Consider the following 21,480-nt stretch of genomic DNA (forward strand, 5'->3'; position numbering starts at 1 on the left):
TGGCCACCCGGGCCGGCGCGCCATGATCGCGACCCTGCACAAGCGCCGGGCGCCACGGGCGCGCGCCCTGGGGCGGCTGGCCAGCGCGCTGGCGCCGGCCCTGCCAGCCATGGTGGCTGCCGTGCTGTCTGCCGTGGTGCCTGCCGTGCTGTCTGCTGCGGCGGCTGCCCTGGTGCCCGCGGCGGCGGCGGCCGCGCCGGCGCTGCAGCTGCATGCGCCGCGCCCTGCGCCCGACACCCCGGCCGGCTGGGAGCGCGAGGCCTACCCCATCGGCAACGGCCGCCTGGGCGCCATGCTGTTTGGCCAGACCGGGCGTGAGCGCGTGTCCTTCAACGAGATCACGCTGTGGACCGGCGACGCCCGGCGCATGGGCGCCTACCAGCCCTTCGGCGACGTGCTGCTCACGCTCGACGGCCATGAGCAGCCGGTGCAGGCCTACCGCCGCGAGCTGGACATTGCCCGCGCGCTGCACCGTGTGCGCTACACGCTGGGCGGTGTGCAGTTCACGCGCGAGGCCTTTGCCAGCCACCCGGCGCAGGTGATCGTGCTGCACCTGGCGGCCAGCCGGCCGGGCCAGCTGAGCGGCCGCATTGCGCTGGCCGACCGGCACGGCGCCATGGCCGCGGCGCAGGCCGTGGCCGGGGGCGGCCAGCTGCACCTGGCCGGCACGCTGGCCGGCTGGGTGCGGCCCGAGGCCGATGGCCGGCCGTCCGGCGATGCCCCCAACCCGGCCGATCTGCGCTATGCCAGCCGGCTGCAGGCGCGGCACCAGGGCGGCCGGCTGCAGCTGGCCCACGACGCCGCGGGCGGCGCCGTGCTGCGCTTCGAGGCCTGCGACTCGCTCACCCTGGTGCTGGGCGCCGGCACCTCGTACGTGCCCGATGCCGCCCGGCAGTACCTGGGCGACGCACCCGCGCCCCGCGTGGCCGCCCAGGTGGCGGCGGCCGCGGCCCGCCCGCTGGCCAGGCTGCGCGCCGAGCACCAGCGCGACCACCAGGCGCTGTTTGGCCGCCTGCAGCTCGATCTGGGGCGCAGCGCCGCCGCGCGCCGCAGCCTGCCCACTGCCGAGCGCCTGGCCGCCTACACCGCCGACGGCCGCGACCCCGAGCTCGAGGCGCTGCACGCCCAGTACGGCCGTTATCTGCTGATCGCCAGCTCGCGCAACAGCCTGCCGGCCAATCTGCAAGGCCTGTGGAACGACAGCCTCACACCGCCGTGGAACAGCGACTACCACAGCAACATCAACCTGCAGATGAACTACTGGCCGGCCGAGCCCACCGGCCTGGCCGAGCTGGCGCGGCCGCTGCATGGCTTTGTGCAAAGCCAGCTGCCGATGTACCGCCGTGCCGTGGCCGAGGCCGCCGAGCAGGCACGCCGCGGCACCCTGCCAGCCGAAACCCCGCCCTGGGGCGAAAGCTTCATGCCGCCGCCGCAGACCTTTCTCACGGCCGAGGGCCGGCCCGTGCGCGGCTGGGCGCTGCGCACCGAGACCAATCCGTTCGGCGCCATGGGCTACCTGTGGAACCAGACCGGCAACGCCTGGTACGCCCGCCACTTCTACGAGCACTGGGCCTTCACGCAGGACGCCAGCTTTCTGCACCGCGAGGCCTGGCCGGTGCTGCGCGAGGTGTGCCAGTTCTGGATCGACCGCCTCAAGCGCCTGCCCGACGACGCCGCGCTGGGCGCGCTGGCCGGCACCTGGGTGGTGCCCGATGGCTGGTCGCCCGAGCATGGCCCGGTGGAAGACGGCGTGGCCTACGACCAGCAGATCGTCTGGGACCTGTTCGACAACACGCTGCAGGCCGCCCAGGCCCTGGGCAGCGCGCTGAGCGCCGACGACCGCGCGCTGCGCGACCAGGTGGCCCGGCTGCGCGATGGCCTGGCGCCCCCACGCGTGGGCCGCTGGGGCCAGGTGCTGGAGTGGCTGCACGAGAAGACCGATCACCCGGTGCTCGACACGCCCACCGACACCCACCGCCATGTCTCGCACCTGTTCGGCCTGTACCCCGGCCGGCAGATCACGCCGCTGCGCACGCCGGCGCTGGCCGCCGCGGCGCGCCGCACGCTGCAGGGCCGCGGCGATGGCGGCACCGGCTGGAGCATGGCCTGGAAGATCGCCTTCTGGGCCCGGCTGCACGATGGCGACCATGCCCACCACCTGCTGCGCGGCCTGCTGGCCACGCCGGGCGCGCGCACCGCGGCGCTGGGCGGCCCGGGCACCGACAGCAACAACCACGGCGGCACCTACCCCAACCTGCTTGACGCGCATCCGCCGTTCCAGATCGACGGCAACTTCGGCGCCACCGCGGCGCTGGCCGAGATGCTGCTGCAGTCGCACGACGGCGCGCTGCACCTGCTGCCGGCGCTGCCCGCGGCCTGGCCCGACGGCGCGGTGCGCGGCCTGCGCGCGCGCGGCGGCTATGCGCTCGACCTCGCCTGGCGCGCCGGCCGGCTGCACACGGCGCGGCTGCGGGCGCTGCCGGTGGCCGGCCTGGCCACGGCCACGGGCAGCACCATGCCCACACCCATGGCCATGCCCAGGCCCGTGCCGATGCCCTCCCGCGAGGTCCGGGTGCGCCTGGGCGAGCGGGTGGTGGCGCTGCGCCTGCGCCCCGGCCAGCAGCGCAACCTGATGCCCCTGCTGGGCGCCCACCCGAGCGTGCTGCCCGCACGGCCTGCCCGATGAACCTGCTGTCCATGACCCGCCTGATCTCCGCCGGCGCCCTCAGCGGCGCCATGAGCACCTGCGCCGCGGCGCCGGCCGCCGATCTCACCGTGTTCAATGGCCAGCCGGGCGCGCATTGGCGCGTGCTGGTGGCCGATCCGCAGGGCCGCGTGGCCTACCAGGGCCAGGCCGTGCAGGTGCCCAAGGGCGCCACGGCGCAGCAGCCGGCCAGCGTGGTGGGCGCCCGCCCGGCGCGCCGCCAGGCCCGGGGCGGTGTGGATGGGGGTGCCGGTGCCGATGCAGGAGCAGGTGCGCCTGGCGAGGCCGATGCAGTCAGCCTGCACTTTCGCGACACCTGGTACGCAGCGCTGCGCTTCGAGTCACCGGTGCCGCTCGACCTGGGCCCCTGGCTGGCCCGCGGCCAGCTGGTGCTGGACATCCAGGTGGCCGAGATGGCCCAGGGGGGCCTGCACATCGGCCTGTCCTGCGGCGAGCACTGCGGCCGCCGCCTCAACCAGGTGCTGCCATCGCGCGCGCTGGCCGGCCGTGGTTGGCAGACGCTGGCTTTTCCGCTGCATTGCTTCGTGCGCCAGGGCGACGACTGGCGTGGCGCCACGCCGGCCGTCACGCTGGACGGCAACGGCGCCGGCGAGGTGGCCGTGGCCCGCGTGCGCCTGAGCGCGGCGCCAGTGCCCGGCCTGGCCGCGCAGCCCTGCATCAGCGCCGAGGCGCAGACCGTCACACCCGAGCCGCTCAACCAGGCCTGGTCGCTTGGCTGGTGGCTGCCGCGCCACCAGCAAAAGCTGGCCGAGGCGCGCGCCATGCTGGCCGCAGGCCGCGGGCCGCAGCTGGTGATGATCGGCGACTCGATCACCCAGAGCTGGGAGGACACCGGCCGCGGCCCCTGGAACCGCCACCTGGCGCCGCTGGGCGCACTGAACCTGGGCTTTGGCGGCGACAAGACCGAGAACGTGCTGTGGCGGCTGCAGAACGGCGCGCTGGACGGCCTGAACCCGCGTGTGGTGACGCTGCTGATCGGCACCAACAACACCGGCGACCGCATGGACCATGCCGCCGCCACCGCCGCCGGCGTGGCCCGGGTGCTGCAGGAGATCCGCCAGCGCCTGCCCGCCGCGCGGGTGCTGCTGCTGGCCATCCTGCCGCGCGAGGCCCGGCCCGATGCCGCGATGCGCCAGCGCAACGAGCAGATCAATGCGCTGATCGAGCGCCTGGCCGATGGCCGGCAGGTGCACTTCCTGAACGTCAACAGCGCCCTGACCAACCCCGACGGCACGCTGTCCACCGAGCTGCTGCCCGATCTGCTGCACCTGTCGGAGCGCGGCTATGCGCTGTGGGCCGAGCGCCTGCTGCCGGTGCTGCGCACGCTGATGGCGCCCTGATCCGCGCCCCCTTCGCCCGCCTACACAACGCCCCGGCAACGCCCCGACAACGCCCCCCTTTTGCGATCCCGACCCGCCTGTCCTGAATGAGCACCCTCACCTACTCCAGCCCCTTTCCGCCGAGCTTTACCTTCGGCGTGGCCGCCGCCTCGGCGCAGATCGAGGGCGCGGCCTTCACCGACGGCAAGGGCGAGTCCATCTGGGACCGCTTTGCCCGCCAGCCCGGCAAGGTGCACAACGGCGACACGCTGGACATCGCCTGCGATCACTACCACCGCTTCGACGACGACTTCGCGCTGATGGCCTCGCTGGGCATCCGCCACTACCGGCTGTCGATCGCCTGGCCGCGCATCTACCCCGATGGCGACGGCGCGCTCAACAGCGCCGGGCTCGACTTTTACCACCGCCTGATCGACAGCATGGTGCGCCATGGCATCACGCCCTGGGTCACGCTGTTCCACTGGGACATGCCCCAGTCGCTGGAAGACCGCGGCGGCTGGGCCCGGCGCGCCACGGTCGCCGCGTTTGCGCGTTATGCCGACACGGTGGTGCGCTCGCTGGCCGGCAAGGTGCGGCACTGGATCACGCTCAACGAGATCCGCTGCTTCACCTGGCTGGCCTATGGCATCGGCAGCAAGGCACCGGGGCGGCGCGAGAGCGATGCGGTGGTCAGCCAGACCATCCACCACGCGCTGCTGGCCCATGGCGAGGCGGTGCGCGCGGTGCGCGAGCATGGCGGCGCCGGCGCCACCGTGGGCCTCACCGACAACTGCGACGTGTGCGTGCCGGTCACCGAGACCGAGGCCGACATCGCCGCGGCGCGCGCCTGGTTCACCGAGCGCAATGCGCACATCCTGGGGGCCATCCACCAGGGCGGCTACTCCGACGCCTACCTGGCCCGTGCCGGCGCCGCCGCGCCGCAGGTGCAGGCGGGCGACTTCGAGCGCATCAGCCTGCCCACCGACTACCTGGGCCTGAACATCTACACCGCGCATTTCGTGCGCGCCGGCCGCGACGGCCAAGCCTACGAGCAGCTGCCGCTGCCGGCCCGCTACCCGCGTGCCGACAGCCCGTGGCTGAACATCATGCCGCAGGCCATCTACTGGGCGCCGCGCCTGTGCGCCGAGCTGTACGGCCAGCGCTCGATCTACATCACCGAGAACGGCTGCGGCTACGACGATGAGCCGGTGATCGACGGCCAGGTGTTCGACCTGCACCGCCGCGACTATGTGCGCAACCACCTGCGCGAGGTGCACCGCGCCATCGCCGACGGCGTGCCGGTGGACGGCTACTTCCTGTGGAGCTTCATCGACAACTACGAGTGGGAAGACGGCTACCAGCGCCGCTTCGGCATCGTGCACAACGACTACGCCACGCAGCGCCGCACGCCCAAGCTGTCGGCGCACTGGTACGCGCAGGTGATGCGCGAGCGCCGCATCGTCTAGCGCGGCCCGCGCCCCGTTCACCCCGCTCGCCCCGCTCGCCCCGCTCGCCCCGCTCGCCCTGCCCGAGACGATCCGCCCCGATCCCTCCGGCCCGCCCCCTCCACCCAGCCACCGGCCCACCGCATGACCACCGCCAGCCTTGCCGCCGCCACCCGACCGGCCGCCATGCCGCCCACCGCGGCCGCCGACCGCGTGCCGATGCCGCAGAAGCTGGGCTACGGCCTGGGCTCGTTTCTCGACATGTGGGGCCACTGGCTGTACCAGTCGCTGGCCTTCCATGTGTTCAACGTGGGCCTGGGCATGGCGCCGGGGCTGATCTCCACCGCGCTGGGCATCAAGATCTTCGTCGACGCGGCGGCCGATGCGCTGTTCGGCTGGCTGTCCGACAACACCCGCACGCGCTGGGGCCGGCGCCGGCCCTTCATCCTGGTGGGCGGGGTGCTGGCCGGCATCGGCCTGCCGTTGATGTTTGCCGTGGGCCGCGGCTGGAGCGACCAGCAGTACTTCTGGTTCATGGTGGTGTCGCTGGTGCTGTACGTGCCGGTGATGAGCTGCTTCAACATGCCCTGGGTCAGCCTGGGCTCGGAAATGACGCCCGACTACCACGAGCGCACCAGCGTGATGTCGGTGAAGAACGCGGTGCAGAAGATCCCCGAGCTGGCGATGTTCGTGGCCGCGCAGTTCACCACGCTGGCGATCTTTCACGACGAGCAGGGCAAGCCCGACATCCTGCGCGGCGCGCAGGTCTACACCACGATCCTGGGCGCGGTGATGATCGTGCTGTCGATCGCCATGTTCATGCTGGTGCGCGAGCGCTACTACCAGCAGGTGGCCAGCCGCACCTACCAGCGCGTGCCGTTCAAGGACACGCTCTACCGCACGCTGCGCAACCGGCCCTTCCGCGCACTGCTGGGCACCATGCTGGCCTATGGCATGGCCACCGCCATGGTCGGCCTGCTGGGCTACTACGCCACGGTGTACTACGTGTGCGGCGGCAATGTCACCGAGGGCGCCAAGTGGAACTCGCTGATGGGCATCTCGGGCATGGTGATGGGCCTGCTGGGCATTCCGTTCGCCGGCCGGCTGGCGCGGCGCTTCGGCAAGCGCAACGCACTGGCCACGGTGCTGCTGCTGGCCATGGCCGCCTTCGTGGGCGACTGGTTCTTCTACAACCCGGCGCTGCCCTGGCTGCAGCTGCTGGCCAGCGGCTGCGTGGCCTTCACCGGCGCCGGCTTCTGGACGATCTACGGCTCGGCCATGGCCGACGTGATCGACCACGACGAACTGCAGACCGAGCAGCGCCGCGAAGGCTCGTTTGCGGCCTGCCAGAGCTGGATCAGCAAGGCCGGCATCGCGCTGGGCAACCTGGCCTCGGGCTTTCTGCTGCAGGCCACCGGCTTTGACGCCAAGCTGCCGGCGCAAAGCGAAGAGGCCATCTGGCTGATCCGCGTGATGCTGTCGGGCATCCCGGTGCTGGGCCTGGCGATCGCGCTGGTGGTGATCCTGCGCTTCCAGCTCACCGAGGCGCGCATGCACGAGATCCGCCGCGCGCTCGAAGCACGGCGCGGCACGGTATGAGCCTGCGCCGCCGCCACATGCTGCGTTCGGCCGCGCTGGCACCGGCGGCCTGGGCCGCGCTGCCGGCCGAGGGGGCCACCGCCAGCGGCGCCGCGCCACCGCGCTTTGGCCGCGGCATCGAGGGCCAGCGCCGCGCCGACCTGGGCAACGGCCACTACCGCAACCCCATCCTGGCCGGCGATCACCCCGACCCCACGGTGCTGCGCGACGGCGACGACTACTACATCACCTTCTCGTCCTTCGATGCCTCGCCGGGCCTCGAGATCCACCACTCGCGCGACCTGGTCAACTGGACGCCGCTGGCCCATGCGCTGCCGCGGCCGATATTGCCGCAGGCCTCGGTGTGGGCCTGCGATCTGGTCAAGCACGGCGGTCGGTTCTTCATCTACATCCCGGTGATGGCGCCGGGCGGCAGCAGCATCTGGGTGGTGCATGCCGAGCGCATGTCCGGCCCCTGGAGCGCGCCGGTGGACCTGGGCATCGCCGACGCCATCGACCCCGGCCATGTGCTGGGCGAGGACGGCCGGCGCTACCTGTTCGTCAACGGTTTTCGCCGCGTGCGCCTGCGCGACGACGGCCTGGCCACCGACGGCCCGCTGGAGCCGGCCTGCACGCCCTGGCGCTATCCCGAGGACTGGGTGGTCGAGATGTTCGCGCCCGAAGGCCCCAAGCTGTTCTGGCGCGAAGGCTGGCTGTACCTGGTCAGCGCGGTGGGCGGCACCGCCGGCCCGGCCACCAGCCACATGGTGACGCTGGCCCGCTCGCGCTCGGTGCACGGACCCTGGCAGGACTGCCCGCACAACCCCATCGTGCGCACCCGCTCGGCCAGCGAGCCCTGGTGGTCGCGCGGCCATGCCACGGTGCTGCAAGGCCCCGGCGGCGACTGGTGGATGGTCTACCACGGCTACGAGAACGGCTGGCGCACGCTGGGCCGACAAACCCTGCTGGAGCCCGTGCGCTGGACCCGCGACGGCTGGCTCGAGGCCCGCGGCGGCGCGCTGGACCAGGCCCTGCCCAAGCCGCGCGCGCCGGCCCTGCCCGCGGCCAGGGTCGTGCCCGCCAACGCCACAACCACCGCCGCCACAACCGCAGCCACCACCGCCACCGCCGCCACCACCGCCACCACCGCCAAGGCCAAGACCATGGTGATGGCCCCGGCCGCGCTGGGCGGCGCGCCGCTGTCCGACCGCTTTGCCGGCCCGGTGCTGGGCCGCCAGTGGCGCTTTGCCGCGCCCGGCAGCGACGAGGCCGCGCGCCTGCGCTTTGCCGCGGGCGGCGGCCTGCTGCTGGCCGGCAAGGGCCGGGCGCTGGCCGACTGCTCGCCGCTCACCTGCATCCAGGGCGACCGCGCCTTCGAGGCCGAGCTCGATTTCACGCTGCCGCCCGAGGCCGGCCCCGGCTGCCACGCCGGCCTGGGCCTGTACTACAACGAACGCGGCCATGCCGCCGTGGCCTATGGCCGCGACGGCCAGCGCACCTACGGCTATGGCGAAGAGCAGACCTGGATGCGCGTGCCGGCCGCGGCCGGGCAGCCGGTGGGCCGGGTGCGCATCCGCATGCGCTGCCGCGAGCAGGTGCTGCGCTTCGACTGCGCGCTCGACGACGGCCCCTGGCAGCGCCACCCCTGGCAGATGGAAGTCTCGGGCCTGCACCACAACGTGTTCGGCGGCTTTCTGAGCCTGCGCCTGGCGGTGTTTGCCGCCGGCCCGGGCACGGTGCGGCTGAACCGCTTTGCCTACCGCGGACTGGACGAATGAGCGACCCCATGCCCCACCACCCACCGCCCTCTAGCCCCGCGCCGCTGTCGCGCCGCCAACTGCTGCAGGCCCTGGCCGCCACCCCGGCCGCGGCCGGCCTGGCGGCGTGGGCGGCCGATGGCGGGCCGGCAACCGCACCCGCACCCGCACCCGCACCCGCGTCGCAGCCGCCGATGCGCGACGCCGCCACGCTGGCCGCCGTGCTGAGCCCGGGCTGGAACCTGGGCAACGCGCTCGAGGCCATCGGCGGCGAAACCGCCTGGGGCAATGCCCGCACCACGCCGGCGCTGCTGCAGGCGGTGGCCGCGGCGGGCTTTCGCTTCGTGCGCCTGCCGGTGGCCTGGAAGCAGCATGCCGATGCCGGCGACCGCATCCGCGCCGACTGGCTGGCCCGCGTGGCCGAGGTGGTGGCCCAGGCCCGCCAGGCCGGGCTGATGGTGATGGTCAACACCCATTGGGACGGCGGCTGGCTGCAGCCCACCCGCGCCGCCGAGGCCGGCGCCCGCGCCCGGCTGGCCAGCTTCTGGACGCAGATTGCCACCCACCTGCGCGATCACGACGACGGCCTGCTGTTTGCCGGCACCAACGAGGTGATGAAGGAGCACGACTGGAGCCCGCCCACCAGCGAGTACGTGGCGGTGCAGAACGGCTACAACCAGCTCTTCGTCGACACCGTGCGCGCCACCGGCGGGCGCAATGCCAGTCGCGTGCTGGTGGTGCAGGGCTACAACACCGACATCGGCCACACGCTCAGGCACTTTCGCGTGCCGCGCGACAGCACGCCCGGCCGGCTGATGCTGGAGGTGCATTACTACGACCCCTACAAGTTCACCATCGACGAGGCCAGCCCGCTGTGGCAATGGGGGGCCACGGCCACCGACCGCCAGGCCAAGGACAGCTGGGGCGACGAGGCCTGGGTCGACGCCCAGTTCGACAAGATGAAGTCCCGATATGCCGACGCCGGCCTGCCGGTGATGATTGGCGAGTACGGCGTCATCGCCAAGCCGGCCATCGCCGGCGCCGAGGCTTTTCGCGAGGCCTGGAACGCCCATGTCACACGGGCCGCGCGCCGCCGCGGCTTTGTGCCGGTGTACTGGGACAACGGCGTCACCGGCAACAAGGGCATGGGCCTGTTCGACCGCGCCAGCGGCCGGGTGGCCCATCCCGGCCTGCTGAAGGCCATCGTCGAGGCCGGGCGCTGAGCGTCCCGGCCGGCCGGCCAGGCGGCGCCGCTTGCCGCTTCTCCTGAATCCATCCACGAAAGCAGACCGACATGAAGTTCACCGATGGCCAGTGGCTGATGCAGCCCGGCGTCACGGCGCACTACGCCAGCGAGACCTATGCCATCCGCCGCGAGGCCGGCTGCGTGGTGGTGCTGGTCACCACGCGCCCGATCAAGCACCGCGGCGACACCCTGGCCGGCCCCACGCTCACGCTGCGCCTGAGCGCGCCGCTGCCCGGCGTGATCCGCGTTGCCGTGGCGCATTACGCCGCCAGCGAGGCGCCGCGCCTGCACGTGGCCATGCCCGGCGCGCTGGCCGCCCCGCTGCACGACGGGCAGCTTGAAGAGAGCGACAGCGAGCTGGTGCTGCACTCGGGTGCGCTCAGCGCGGTGCTGAAAAAGGGCGAAGGCTGGCGCCTCGAGTTTCGCGAGACGGTGGACGGCGTGAGTCGCGAGCTCACCCGCAGCGACTGGCGCAGCCTGGCCTACCTGCAGCTGGCCGCCGGCGCGGCCGGGCTGGCGGCCCCGGCGCGCAGCGTGCTGCACGAGCAGCTCACGCTGCAGGTGGGTGAATGCCTGTACGGCCTGGGCGAGCGCTTCACGCCCTTCGTGAAGAACGGCCAGGTGGTCGAGAACCTCAACAAGGATGGCGGCACCGCCTGCGAGCAGGCCTACAAGAGCGTGCCCTTCTACCTGAGCAGCCGCGGCTACGGCGTGCTGGTGGATGAGGCCGGGCCGGTGAGCTTCGAGCTGGCCTCGGAGAAGACCGCCCGCGTGCAGTTCAGCCGCGAGGGCGAAAGCCTGGCCTACTGCGTGATCGCCGGCCCCACGCCGGCCGCCGCGGTGCAGCGGCTCACCACGCTCACCGGCCGGCCCGCGCTGCCGCCGGCCTGGAGCTTCGGGCTGTGGATGACCACCTCGTTCACCACCCAGTACGACGAGGCCACCGCCACGCACTTCATCGACGAGATGGCGCGGCGCCGGTTGCCGCTGGCGGTGTTTCACTTCGACTGCTTCTGGATGCGCGAGTTCGAGTGGATGAACTTCCAGTGGGACCCGCGCGGCTTTCCCGAACCCCGGGCCATGCTGGCGCGCCTGCACGCCAAGGGCCTGAAGATCAGCCAGTGGATCAACCCCTACGTGGGCCAGCAGTCGCCGCTGTTTGCCGAGGGCGTGCGCGAGGGCTACTTTCTCAAGCGGGCGGGGCCGGGGCCCAACGCCGGCCTGACCTGGCAGACCGACCTGTGGCAGCCCGGCATGGCCATCATCGACTTCAGCAACCCGGCGGCCAAGGCCTGGTACCAGGGCCACCTGCGCCAGCAGCTGGCGCTGGGCGTCGACTGCTTCAAGACCGACTTCGGCGAGCGCATTCCCAGCGAGGGCGTGGTCTACCACGATGGCAGCGATCCGGTGGAGATGCACAACCTCTACGCCCTGCAGTACAACGAGGCGGTGTTCGAGCTGCTGCGCGAGGAGCGCGGCGACGACGCCGTGGTCTTTGCGCGCAGCACCTACGCCAGCGGCCAGCGCTTTCCGGTGCACTGGGGCGGCGACTGCTGGAGCAACTTCGAGTCGATGGCCGAGAGCCTGCGCGGCGGCCTGTCGCTCACCAGCTGCGGCTTCGGCTACTGGAGCCACGACATCGGCGGCTTCGAGGGCAACCCGCCGCCGGCGGTCTACAAGCGCTGGATCCAGTTCGGCCTGCTGTCCTCGCACAGCCGCCTGCACGGCAGCAGCAGCTACCGCGTGCCATGGCTGGTGGACGAAGAAAGCTGCGACGTGCTGCGCGCCTTCACCCAGCTCAAGCACCGGCTGATGCCCTACCTGTACGCCAAGGCCATCGAGGCGCACCAGACCGGCCTGCCGATGATGCGCGCCATGGTGCTGCAGCATCCGCACGATCCGGCCTGCCGCACGCTCGACCGCCAGTACCACCTGGGCGAGGCGCTGCTGGTGGCGCCGGTGTTCACGCACGGCGGCGAGGTCGAGTTCTACCTGCCCGGCGACGCCGGGCGCGCCTGGACCAACCTGCTCGACGGCCGCCAGCAGCCCGGCGGCCGCTGGCATGCCGAGACCCATGATTTCATGGGCCTGCCGCTGTACGTGGCACCGGGCACCGTGCTGCCCTGGGGCGCCGATGAGCAGCGGCCCGACTACGACTACGGCCGCGGCCTGGTGCTGCGCCTGTTCAACCTGGCCGAGGGCGAGGCCACGCCCTTTGCCGTGGCCGCGGTGGATGGCCGCATCGCCGCGCGTGGCAGCGTGCGCCGCGACGGGCAGCGCTACACCGCCCAGCTCAGCGAAGGTGTGCTGCACGACTGGCGGCTGCAGCTGGGCCAGGCGCTGAGCCCCGTGCTGGCGGCCGGCACCACCCTGGTGTGGGATGCTTCCGGCCATTGAACCCAAACACTGAGGCAAGCGTCTTGACATCTCCATGGCATCCCCTCCGGCCGCTGAGTGCGGTGTTGCTGCTGCTGCTGGGCCTGCCCGGCCCCGGCGTGCAGGCGGCCGGTCCACCGGCGGCGCCCGCGCGGGCGTCGGTAGAGGCCTTTTTTGACACGCCCGACATGGCCGATGTGCGGCTCTCGCCTTCGGGCGAGTACCTGGCGCTGCTCAACAAGGCCGGCAACGGCCGCAACCAGCTGGTGGTGATGCAGCTGGTGGACGGGCAGCCGCAGCAGGCCCGCGGCCTGGCGCACTATGGCGATGCCGACATCGAAGGCCTGGAATGGGTGGACGACGACCGGCTGATCTTCCGGCTGAGCGATCCCGAGCCGGGCTTCGACTGGCGCAGCTGGATGGCGCCGGGGCTGTTCAGCGTGTCGCGCAGCGGTGGACGGGTGCGCACCCTGGTCAGGTCGAACATCGAGAGCGCCGTCCGGGTCGACCCCGACTTTTCATCCGACCGGCGGCTGTCCCACGACCACCGGCTGCTCGACGTGCCGAAGGACGGCAGCGGCGAGGTGCTGCTCGGCCAGATCCAGCTCGGGCCCACCGGCCACATCGAGTCGCTGATGCCGCTGCGCCAGCATGCTGTCAGCGGCCTGGTGCGCCCGGTGGATACCGGCGGCCTGGCCTCGGCCCGCCGCTGGTGGTTTGACTCGCAGGGCCGGCCGCGTGCCGCGCTGAGCATCGAGCGTGGTCAGCAGACGGTGCACTGGCGTGAATCGCCCACCGGCGCCTGGCGCAAGCTGTACACCGCGCCGGCACTCGATGCCCCGTGGTCGCCGGTGCATGTGGACGACCACGGCGTGCTGTATGTCGCGGTGGCGCGCGGCCCGGCGGGCGAGGCCGAGCTGGCCCGAATCGATCCGGCCACCGGCGCGCCCGCCGCGCAATCGATGGTCAAGGTGCCGGGTTTCGACTTTGCGGGGCACGTGCGCGAGGCCGTCGGGTTCAGTGGCCTGGCCGGCTTCGAGATCGAGGGCGAAAGCCCGATCCAGCTGTGGTTCGACCCGGCGCACAAGGCCTTGCAGGACGAGATCGACGCGCGCCTGCCCGGACGCGCCAACACCATCGACTGCCGCCGTTGCGGCGACGGCGAGCGGCGCGTGGTGCTGGTGCACAGCCGCAGCGACCGCGACCCCGGCTCGTGGCTGCTGCTCACCGGCCGCCCGGGCCGGCTGGTGATGCTGGGCCGCGTGCATGCCGGCATCGACCCGCGCCAGATGGGCGAGACCGGTGTCGAGCGCATCCAGGCACGCGACAAGCGCGAGCTGCCGGTGTGGATCACCCAGCCGCGCCGCAGCGGCGAGACCGGGCCGCGGCCGGCGGTGGTGATGCCGCACGGCGGCCCGTGGGTGCGCGGTGGCCACTGGCGCTGGGAGCCGATGCGCCAGTACCTGGCCCAGCGCGGCTGGGTGGTGATCGAGCCCGAGTTCCGCGGCAGCACCGGCTATGGCGATGCGCATTTCCGGGCGGGCTGGAAGCAGGTGGGCCGGGCGCTGCAGGACGACATTGCCGATGCCACGCGCTGGGCCATCCAGCGTGGCCTGGTCGACCCGAAGCGGGTGTGCCTGATGGGCGCCAGCCACGGCGGCTATGCGGCGTTGATGGGCCTGGTGCGTGATCCGGGCCTGTTCCGCTGTGCCGTGGCCATGGCGGCGGTGACCGAGCCACTGCGCTGGCTGGAAGGCAGCTGGTGGTGGCGCGACGACATCACCGACGACGGCCGCGCCATGCTGGCCCAGCTGCTGGGCGACGCCCGTGCCGACGCCGCGATTTTCGAGGCCACCTCGCCGCTGCGGCAGGTGGCCCGCATCCAGGCGCCGGTGATGCTGGTGCATGGCGAGCGCGACCAGCGCGTGCCCATCGTGCATGCCCACGAGATGCGCGAGGCCCTGCGCCGCGCCGGCCGCGAGCCGGAGTGGCTGGTGTTCCCGGACGAAGGCCACGGCTGGGGCCGCGTGGCCAACCAGCGCCTGCTGGCCACCCGCGTGGCCGACTTTCTGGGCCGCCACCTGGATGGGCCCTTGCCACCCGCCACCCAACCCTAGCCGCGTCCAGCGGCACGCACCCCATGCCTCCATCCCTTTTGGCCCCGCGCGGCACGCGGCGGGGGCACGCGCTGCTGTGCGCCGCCTGGCTGGCCCTGCCCGTGGTGGCTGGTGCCGCTGCCGGTGCCGCAAGCGATGCGGCAGCCGACGCCAATGCGCCGGCCGAGATCCAGCTCAACCAGCTGGGCTACCTGCCCGGTGCAGCCAAGTGGGCGGCGGTGCCGGTGGCGGCCGGCGCAGCGCCGGCGCGGGCCTTTCAGGTGCTGCGTGCGGGCGGCGGGCCGCCGGTGCTGCGTGGCCGGCTGGGCCCGCCCGCACCCTGGCCCGAGGCCGGGCAGACCCTGGCGCTGGCCGACTTCTCGGCGCTGCGCCGGCCCGGCCGCTACCGGCTGCAGGTGGACGGGCTGCCGCCCTCGGCGCCCTTTGTGATCGACCCGCAGGCCCACCAGCCGCTCACCGCGGCGGCGCTCAAGGCCTTCTACTTCAACCGCGCCGGCATGGCGCTGGCGCCCGCGCACGCCGGCGCCTGGGCGCGGCCGGCCGGCCATGCCGACACCGAGGTGCGCATCCATGCCTCGGCGGCCTCGGCCGGGCGGCCCGAGGGCAGCACCATCAGCGCGCCGCGTGGCTGGTACGACGCCGGCGACTACAACAAGTACATCGTCAACTCGGGCATCACGATGTGGTCGCTGCTGGCGGCCTGGGAGCATGTGCCGCAGGCGCTGCGCGGCCTGCGCACCGGCATCCCCGAGTCGGGCAACGGCCTGCCCGACATCCTGAACGAGGCGCTGTGGAACCTCGACTGGATGCGCGCCATGCAAGACCCCGCCGACGGCGGCGTTTACCACAAGCTCACCAACCTGAGCTTCGACGGCGTGGTGATGCCGCACCAGGCCGGCGCGCCGCGCTACGTGGTGGCCAAGAGCACGGCCGCGGCGCTGAACTTTGCCGCCACCGCGGCCATGGCCAGCCGCGTGCTGCGGCCCTACGCCGCGAAGTGGCCCGTGGCCAAGCTTGCGCAGCGGCCGGCGGCCGACCCCACGCAGCTGCTGGCCGCGGCCCGCGCCGCCTGGGCCTGGGCCCAGGCCCATCCCGGGCACATCTACCGCCAGCCGGCCGACGTGCACACCGGCGACTATGGCGACGACCAGCTCTCCGACGAATTCGCCTGGGCCGCCGCCGAGCTGTTCATCAGCACCGGCGAGCCGGGCTTCTGGCAGGCCTTTGTGCAGGCCACGCGCGGTGGCCAGGCCGCGCTGGCCGTGCCCAGCTGGAACCAGGTGGCCGCGCTCGGCTGGATCTCTCTGGCGCAGCACCGCGCGGGCCTGCCGGCCCCGGCCGACCGCGCCCTGATCGAGCAGCGCGTGGGCGCGCTGGCCACGCAACTGGCCGCGCAGTGGCAGGCCTCGCCGCAGCGCCTGGGCACGCGGGCCGACGACTGGCACTGGGGCTCGGCCAGCGGCTTACTCAACCGCGCCATCGTGCTGATCCAGGGCTGGCGCCTGGGCGGTCCGCGCAGCCAGCTGGATGCCGCGCAGGCCCAGCTCGATCTGGTGCTGGGCCGCAATGCGCAGGCCAGCAGCTGGGTCACCGGCCTGGGCACGCGCTCGCCGCAGCATCCGCACCACCGGCCCAGCGGCGCCGATGGCGTGGTGGCGCCGGTGCCGGGCTTCCTGATCGGCGGGCCCAATGCCGGCCGGCAGGACGCCAAGGACTGTCCGCTGCCCTACCCGTCGGCGCTGCCGGCGCGCGCCTGGCTTGACCACTTCTGCAGCTACGCCAGCAACGAGGTGGCGATCAACTGGAACGCGCCGCTGGTCTATGTGAGCGCGGCGCTGCAGTCGCTGACGCCGCCGCCGGTGCCGCCTCTACCGCCACCCCCGCCGCGCAGCCAGGCCGGCGCCGCGGGCGGGGCCGTGAGCGGCGCCGCCACAGGGGCCGCCCGATGAAGTCCGACCGCCAAGGCCCGCTGCTGGCCTGGGTGCCCACGCTGTACCTGGCGATGGGCCTGCCCAACGTGATGGTGGGCGTGGTGGCCGCCATCGCCTACAAGAACCTGGGCATCGACAACGAGACCATTGCGCTGGCCACCTCGCAGCTCTACCTGCCGTGGGTGCTCAAGCCGCTGTGGGCGCCCTGGCTCGAGGCCCATGGCAGCAAGCGCGGCTGGGTCATCCGCATGCAGTTCCTGATGGCGGCGGCGCTGGGCGCGGTGGCCATGGTGCTGCCGCTGGAGGGCTTCTTCCGCCTCTCGCTGGCCTTCTTCTGGCTGATCGGCTTTGCCTCGGCCACGCAGGACACGGTGGCCGACGGCGTGTTCATGACCACCGCCTCGGCGCGCGACCAGGCGCGCTACGCCGGCCTGCAGGGCATGTGCTGGAACCTGGGCGCGGTGATCGGCTCGGGCCTGCTGGTCTCGCTGACCGGCTGGCTGCATGCGCGCCTGGCGCTGCCGTGGGTCAGCTGCTGGATGCTGGTGATGGGCCTGGCCGCGCTGCTGATGGCCGGCTTCGGCCTGTGGCACTGGCGCGTGCTGCCGCCCGGCTCGCCGCCGCCGCCGCCGCGCGCCGACGGCCAGCGCGCGGTGCCCATGCGCGAGGTCTGGCGCGCCTTCTTTGCCAAGCCGCAGGTCTGGCTGATGCTGGCGGTGATCTTCTTCTACCGCTTTGGCGAGGGCTTCATCGAGAAGTTCGGCCCGCTGTTCCTGCTGGATTCGCGCAGCGCCGGCGGCCTGGGGCTGGACAACGCGGCGCTGGGCCACATCCACGGCACGGTGGGCACCATCGCCTTCATCGCCGGCGCCTTTGCCGGTGGCGGCGTGGCCGCGCGCCTGACGCTGGCGCGCTCGTTCGTGCTGCTGGCGCTGGCGCTGAACCTGCCGCATCTCAGCTACTGGTTTCTGGCCCAGGCGCAGCCGGTGGACATGCTGTCGATCACCGTGCTGGTGGCGGCCGAGAAGTTCGGCTTCGGCATGGGCTCGGTGGGCCACATGCTGTACATGATGCAGCAGGTGGCGCCTGGCGCTTACCGCATGGCGCACTACGCCATCGCCACCGGCGTGATGGCACTCACCAAGTGGGCCACCGGCACCGCCAGCGGCTGGCTGTGGAGCGGCGTGCAGCACCAGTACGCCAGCTTCTTCGGCTGGGTGCTGCTGTTCTCGGTGCCGCCGGTGCTGCTGGCCTGGCTGGCACCGTTTGCGCACCACAACGCCGACCCCTGCCCAAACCCGGACGAGCGCAGCCCATGACCGTCAACCGCAGACAACTCGGCGCCTGGCTGAGCCTGGGCGCCCTGCCACCGGCCCTGGCTGCGGGCCGCGGCGCGGCGCCTGGGGCACGCCCGGTGCGGCTGGATCTGGGCCACGCCACGGCGCCGATCAACCGCTTTTTCACGCACTGCGTGGGTGCCGACTATCCCGGCGTCACCGGCCGCGCGGCCAACCTGGCGCAGCTACAGCTGGCGGCCGACGAACTGGGCTTTCGCCACCTGCGCTTTCACGACATCTTCCATGACGAGCTGGGCACCGTGCGCCAGCGCGACGGCCGCCTGGTGTTCGACTGGCAGGCCATCGACCGGCTCTACGACGCCATGCTGGCCATCGGCATGCGGCCCTACATCGAGCTGGGCTTCACGCCCGGCGTGATGCGCAGCTCGAACCAGACCATCTTCCACTGGAAGGGCAACACCTCGCACCCGCAGCCCGGCCCGTGGGTCGAGCTGGTGGAGGCCTTCGCGCGCCACCTGATCGCCCGCTACGGCGCGGCGCAGGTGCGGCAATGGCCGTTCGAGGTGTGGAACGAGCCCAACCTCGACGGCTTCTGGGAGCGTGCCGACCAGCAGGCCTACTTCGACCTGTACGCGCGCACCGCGCGCACGCTCAAGCAGGTGGACCCCGGCCTGCAGGTGGGCGGGCCGGCCACGGCCGGCGCGGCCTGGGTGCCCGAGTTCCTGGCCCATGCGCAGCGCGTGGGCGCGCCGGTCGACTTTGTCAGCACCCATGCCTATGGCGTGACCGAAGGCTTTCTCGACGAATACGGCCAGAGCGACCGCAAGCTCTCGCCCGATCCGCAATCGATCATCGGCGACGTGGCCCGTGTGCGGCGCGAGATCGATGCCTCGGCGTTTGCCGGCCTGCCGCTGCACTTCACCGAATGGAGCACCAGCTACAACCCGCGCGACAAGGTGCACGACAGCTACATCAGCGGCCCCTGGATCCTGAGCAAGCTGCGCGGCGTGCGCGGCCTGGCGCAATCGATGAGCTACTGGACCTACAGCGACCTGTTCGAGGAACCCGGGCCGCCCGATGCCGCGCTGCACGGCGGCTTCGGCCTGATCAGCCGCGACGGCGTGCGCAAGCCCAGCTGGTTTGCCTACAAGTACCTCAACGCGCTGCGCGGTCAGGAGATCCCCAGCGCCGACACCCGCCTGCTGGCCACGGTGGACGGCCAGCGGCTGGCCCTGCTGGCCTGGGATCTGCAGCACGCCGAGCAGCCCAGCAGCAACAGCGTGTTTTTCGGCCAGCCGGTGCCCAGCGGCCCGGCAGCCGAACTGCAGCTGCAGCTGCACGGCCTGCGCCCCGGCCGCTACCGCCTGCAACTGCACCGCACCGGCTACCAGCGCAACGACGCGCAGACCGCCTACCTGAAGATGGGCGCCCCCCGCACGCTGAGCCCCGCGCAACTGGCCGAACTGCAGGCCCTGACCCAGGACCGCCCCGAACTCGACCGCGCGGTGCACATCGGCAATACCGGCACCTGGCGCTGGCGTGTGCCGATGCGCAGCAACGACATGGTGCTGCTGACGCTGGCGCCGGCCAAGGCCACCCCATCGGCAGCCGGCTGACCGGGCCCGCGGGTGTGACCAGTTTGCGTCAATTGATGCGGAATGTAAGCGACGCAACCCGCGCACCATAGGTGGGCGCCTGTATCGGGAGATTGCCACCCCGTATCCGCGGGTAGTGCAGTGTGAAGAACCGTCAAGACCGCCCTCCACAATGGGTTGGATCAGGCTGTGCGACGGGGCCATCGACGAGCGGTGCGAACCCGGTACGACTGCACAAATTCCGGGGAAATCCATATGTCGATCCGTTCCATGCGTGCCCGTGTTGCCGCCGCCCTGCGGCATGCCAGCAAGGCCCGAAAGGCCGCTGCCGAGCAGCGTGAGCCGTCCGCATGGCGTATCGAGACGCTGGAACCCAAGCTGCTGTTGTCGGCCGATGCGATGCCGGGGGTGCAGTCGCTGCTGAACGACAGTTCGGCCGATCTGGCGCAGCCACCGTTGGCGGTGCCGGCCAGCCTGGCCCTGTCTGCAGCGGCAGCCGAGGCGCCGGCTGCCGATGTGATCGAGGGGCCAGGCAACAACCTGTACCTGTTCGGGCGGGGCGACGGCGCCGTCACGGTACGGTCGTACTCGGACCCCAACCTCGGCAAGCTCAACACCTTGCAACTGGCGGCCGGCGTGGCGCCGGCCGACCTGCAGGTGGCCCGCGCCCATGACTCGCAACTGGGTGCCGACGTGGCACTGGCCTTGAGCATTGCCGGCACCAGCGATGTCATCACCTTCAACGGATTTTTGTACGGCGGCACGCCCGCCAATGCGCTGAACACGCTGCAGCAGGTGAAGTTCAACGACGGCACGTTGTGGGACATCTCCCAGCTGCTGGCCATGCTGGGCATGGGCGGTCCGGCCGGCGAGGTGCTGAGCGGCGGCGAGTCGGCCGACCTGCTCAATGGAGCGGGTGGCAACGATGCCCTGTACGGCAATGGCGGCAACGACACCTTGTACGGCGGTTCGGACCATGACGCGCTCGACGGCGCCCATGGCGACGACCTGCTGGATGGTGGCAGCGGCAACGACACGCTGAACGCCGGCTACGGCAGCAACACCTTCCTGTTCGGCCGCGGCGATGGCCAGGACCGGCTCTACTACAACTACAACGGCGGTGACGGCAGCCGCGTCAACACGCTGCAGTTCAAGGCCGGCGTGGCACCGGCCGATGTGGTGGTGCGCCAGGCCTATGACAACTACTTTGGCGGCAGCAACAACGCGCTTGAACTGAGCATTGCCGGCACCACCGACTCGGTCACCGTCAACGGGTTCTTCTACAGCGACGACCCCGCCAACGCCTACAACGGCCTGCAGCGCGTGCGCTTTGACGATGGCACCGAGTGGGACATTGCCACGCTGGTGGCCATGGCGCAGACCTTTTCCGACGGCAACGACAGCGTGCGCGGCACCAATGGGCCCGACAACTTCAACGGCGGGCTGGGCGACGACAGCATCGGCGGCGCCGGTGGCGACGACCGGATCGATGGCGGGCCGGGCAACGACAGCCTGGCCGGCGATGCGGGTGACGACATCGTCATCGGCAACACCGGCAACGACCGTGTTCACGGCGGCGACGGCAACGACACGCTGCAGGGCGACGACGGCAACGACGCGCTCTACGGCGAGAGCGGCAACGACACGCTGCAGGGCGGCGCCGGCGACGACGCGCTCGACGGCGGCCATGGCGACGATCTGCTGGATGGTGGCAGCGGCAACGACACGCTGAACGCCGGCTACGGCAGCAACACCTTCCTGTTTGGCCGCGGCGATGGCCAGGATCGGCTCTACTACAACTACAACGGCGGTGACGGCAGCCGCGTCAACACGCTGCAGTTCAAGGCCGGCGTGGCGCCGGCCGATGTGGTGGTGCGCCAGGCCTATGACAACTACTTTGGTGGCAGCAACAACGCGCTTGAACTGAGCATTGCCGGCACCACCGACTCGGTCACCGTCAACGGTTCTTCTACAGCGACGACCCCGCCAACGCCTACAACGGCCTGCAGCGCGTGCGCTTTGACGATGGCACCGAGTGGGACATTGCCACGCTGGTGGCCATGGCGCAGACCTTTTCCGACGGCAACGACAGC

11 protein-coding genes and 1 pseudogene are annotated in these 21,480 nt (G+C 72.0%); all 12 read left to right on the forward strand.

The annotated features are described in order from the left end of the window. Positions 1-22: 22 nt before the first annotated feature. Complete coding sequence (locus tag N4G63_RS24470) at positions 23-2,686, forward strand: glycoside hydrolase family 95 protein (protein WP_314600254.1); 2,664 nt, start codon at positions 23-25, stop codon at positions 2,684-2,686. Beyond that, on the forward strand, positions 2,683-4,065 hold the full coding sequence (locus N4G63_RS24475; protein ID WP_314600255.1) for a GDSL-type esterase/lipase family protein: 1,383 nt from the start codon (positions 2,683-2,685) through the stop codon (positions 4,063-4,065). The genes N4G63_RS24470 and N4G63_RS24475 overlap by 4 nt, the downstream gene beginning before the upstream one ends. Positions 4,066-4,151: 86 nt before the next feature. Then, positions 4,152-5,510, forward strand: coding sequence for a GH1 family beta-glucosidase (locus tag N4G63_RS24480; protein WP_314600256.1), 1,359 nt, complete (start codon positions 4,152-4,154; stop codon positions 5,508-5,510). Positions 5,511-5,633: 123 nt separating this feature from the next. After that, entirely contained in the window at positions 5,634-7,088 is a 1,455-nt protein-coding gene (locus tag N4G63_RS24485; RefSeq protein ID WP_260789591.1) for an MFS transporter, read from the forward strand. Beyond that, complete coding sequence (locus N4G63_RS24490) at positions 7,085-8,845, forward strand: family 43 glycosylhydrolase (RefSeq protein ID WP_314600257.1); 1,761 nt, start codon at positions 7,085-7,087, stop codon at positions 8,843-8,845. Before N4G63_RS24485 ends, N4G63_RS24490 begins: the two co-directional genes overlap by 4 nt. Beyond that, positions 8,842-10,047 (forward strand): glycoside hydrolase family 5 protein, encoded by a 1,206-nt coding sequence (locus N4G63_RS24495; RefSeq protein ID WP_260789593.1) that lies wholly within the window; start codon positions 8,842-8,844, stop codon positions 10,045-10,047. The genes N4G63_RS24490 and N4G63_RS24495 overlap by 4 nt, the downstream gene beginning before the upstream one ends. Before the next feature lie 71 nt (positions 10,048-10,118). Beyond that, complete coding sequence (gene yicI / locus N4G63_RS24500; RefSeq protein ID WP_314600258.1) at positions 10,119-12,467, forward strand: alpha-xylosidase; 2,349 nt, start codon at positions 10,119-10,121, stop codon at positions 12,465-12,467. 62 nt (positions 12,468-12,529) lie between these two features. Next, positions 12,530-14,563 (forward strand): alpha/beta hydrolase family protein, encoded by a 2,034-nt coding sequence (locus N4G63_RS24505; protein ID WP_260789596.1) that lies wholly within the window; start codon positions 12,530-12,532, stop codon positions 14,561-14,563. 23 nt (positions 14,564-14,586) lie between these two features. Beyond that, positions 14,587-16,512 (forward strand): glycoside hydrolase family 9 protein, encoded by a 1,926-nt coding sequence (locus tag N4G63_RS24510; RefSeq protein ID WP_314600259.1) that lies wholly within the window; start codon positions 14,587-14,589, stop codon positions 16,510-16,512. Continuing rightward, the gene (locus N4G63_RS24515) at positions 16,509-17,813 is read left to right on the forward strand and encodes an MFS transporter (protein WP_260789598.1); all 1,305 of its coding nucleotides are present in this window, start codon (positions 16,509-16,511) and stop codon (positions 17,811-17,813) included. Before N4G63_RS24510 ends, N4G63_RS24515 begins: the two co-directional genes overlap by 4 nt. After that, positions 17,810-19,408: a GH39 family glycosyl hydrolase gene (locus tag N4G63_RS24520; RefSeq protein ID WP_314600260.1), complete on the forward strand. Its 1,599-nt coding sequence runs from the start codon at positions 17,810-17,812 to the stop codon at positions 19,406-19,408. Before N4G63_RS24515 ends, N4G63_RS24520 begins: the two co-directional genes overlap by 4 nt. A 249-nt stretch (positions 19,409-19,657) precedes the next feature. Further along, positions 19,658-21,118, forward strand: a pseudogene (locus N4G63_RS24525) (calcium-binding protein); the annotation flags it as partial. Between the last annotated feature and the right edge of the window lie 362 nt (positions 21,119-21,480).

It is taken from the genome of Aquabacterium sp. OR-4, assembly GCF_025290835.2.
In the GTDB taxonomy this organism is placed as follows: Bacteria; Pseudomonadota; Gammaproteobacteria; order Burkholderiales; family Burkholderiaceae_C; genus Pseudaquabacterium.

What these genes read in the sequence shown, in the direction of transcription:
- N4G63_RS24470 (WP_314600254.1), top strand. Translation starts at nt 23, where the DNA reads ATGATCGCGACCCTGCACAAGCGCCGGGCGCCACGGGCGCGCGCCCTG.
- N4G63_RS24475 (WP_314600255.1), top strand. Translation starts at nt 2,683, where the DNA reads ATGAACCTGCTGTCCATGACCCGCCTGATCTCCGCCGGCGCCCTCAGC.
- N4G63_RS24480 (WP_314600256.1), top strand. Translation starts at nt 4,152, where the DNA reads ATGAGCACCCTCACCTACTCCAGCCCCTTTCCGCCGAGCTTTACCTTC.
- N4G63_RS24485 (WP_260789591.1), top strand. Translation starts at nt 5,634, where the DNA reads ATGACCACCGCCAGCCTTGCCGCCGCCACCCGACCGGCCGCCATGCCG.
- N4G63_RS24490 (WP_314600257.1), top strand. Translation starts at nt 7,085, where the DNA reads ATGAGCCTGCGCCGCCGCCACATGCTGCGTTCGGCCGCGCTGGCACCG.
- N4G63_RS24495 (WP_260789593.1), top strand. Translation starts at nt 8,842, where the DNA reads ATGAGCGACCCCATGCCCCACCACCCACCGCCCTCTAGCCCCGCGCCG.
- yicI (WP_314600258.1), top strand. Translation starts at nt 10,119, where the DNA reads ATGAAGTTCACCGATGGCCAGTGGCTGATGCAGCCCGGCGTCACGGCG.
- N4G63_RS24510 (WP_314600259.1), top strand. Translation starts at nt 14,587, where the DNA reads ATGCCTCCATCCCTTTTGGCCCCGCGCGGCACGCGGCGGGGGCACGCG.
- N4G63_RS24515 (WP_260789598.1), top strand. Translation starts at nt 16,509, where the DNA reads ATGAAGTCCGACCGCCAAGGCCCGCTGCTGGCCTGGGTGCCCACGCTG.
- N4G63_RS24520 (WP_314600260.1), top strand. Translation starts at nt 17,810, where the DNA reads ATGACCGTCAACCGCAGACAACTCGGCGCCTGGCTGAGCCTGGGCGCC.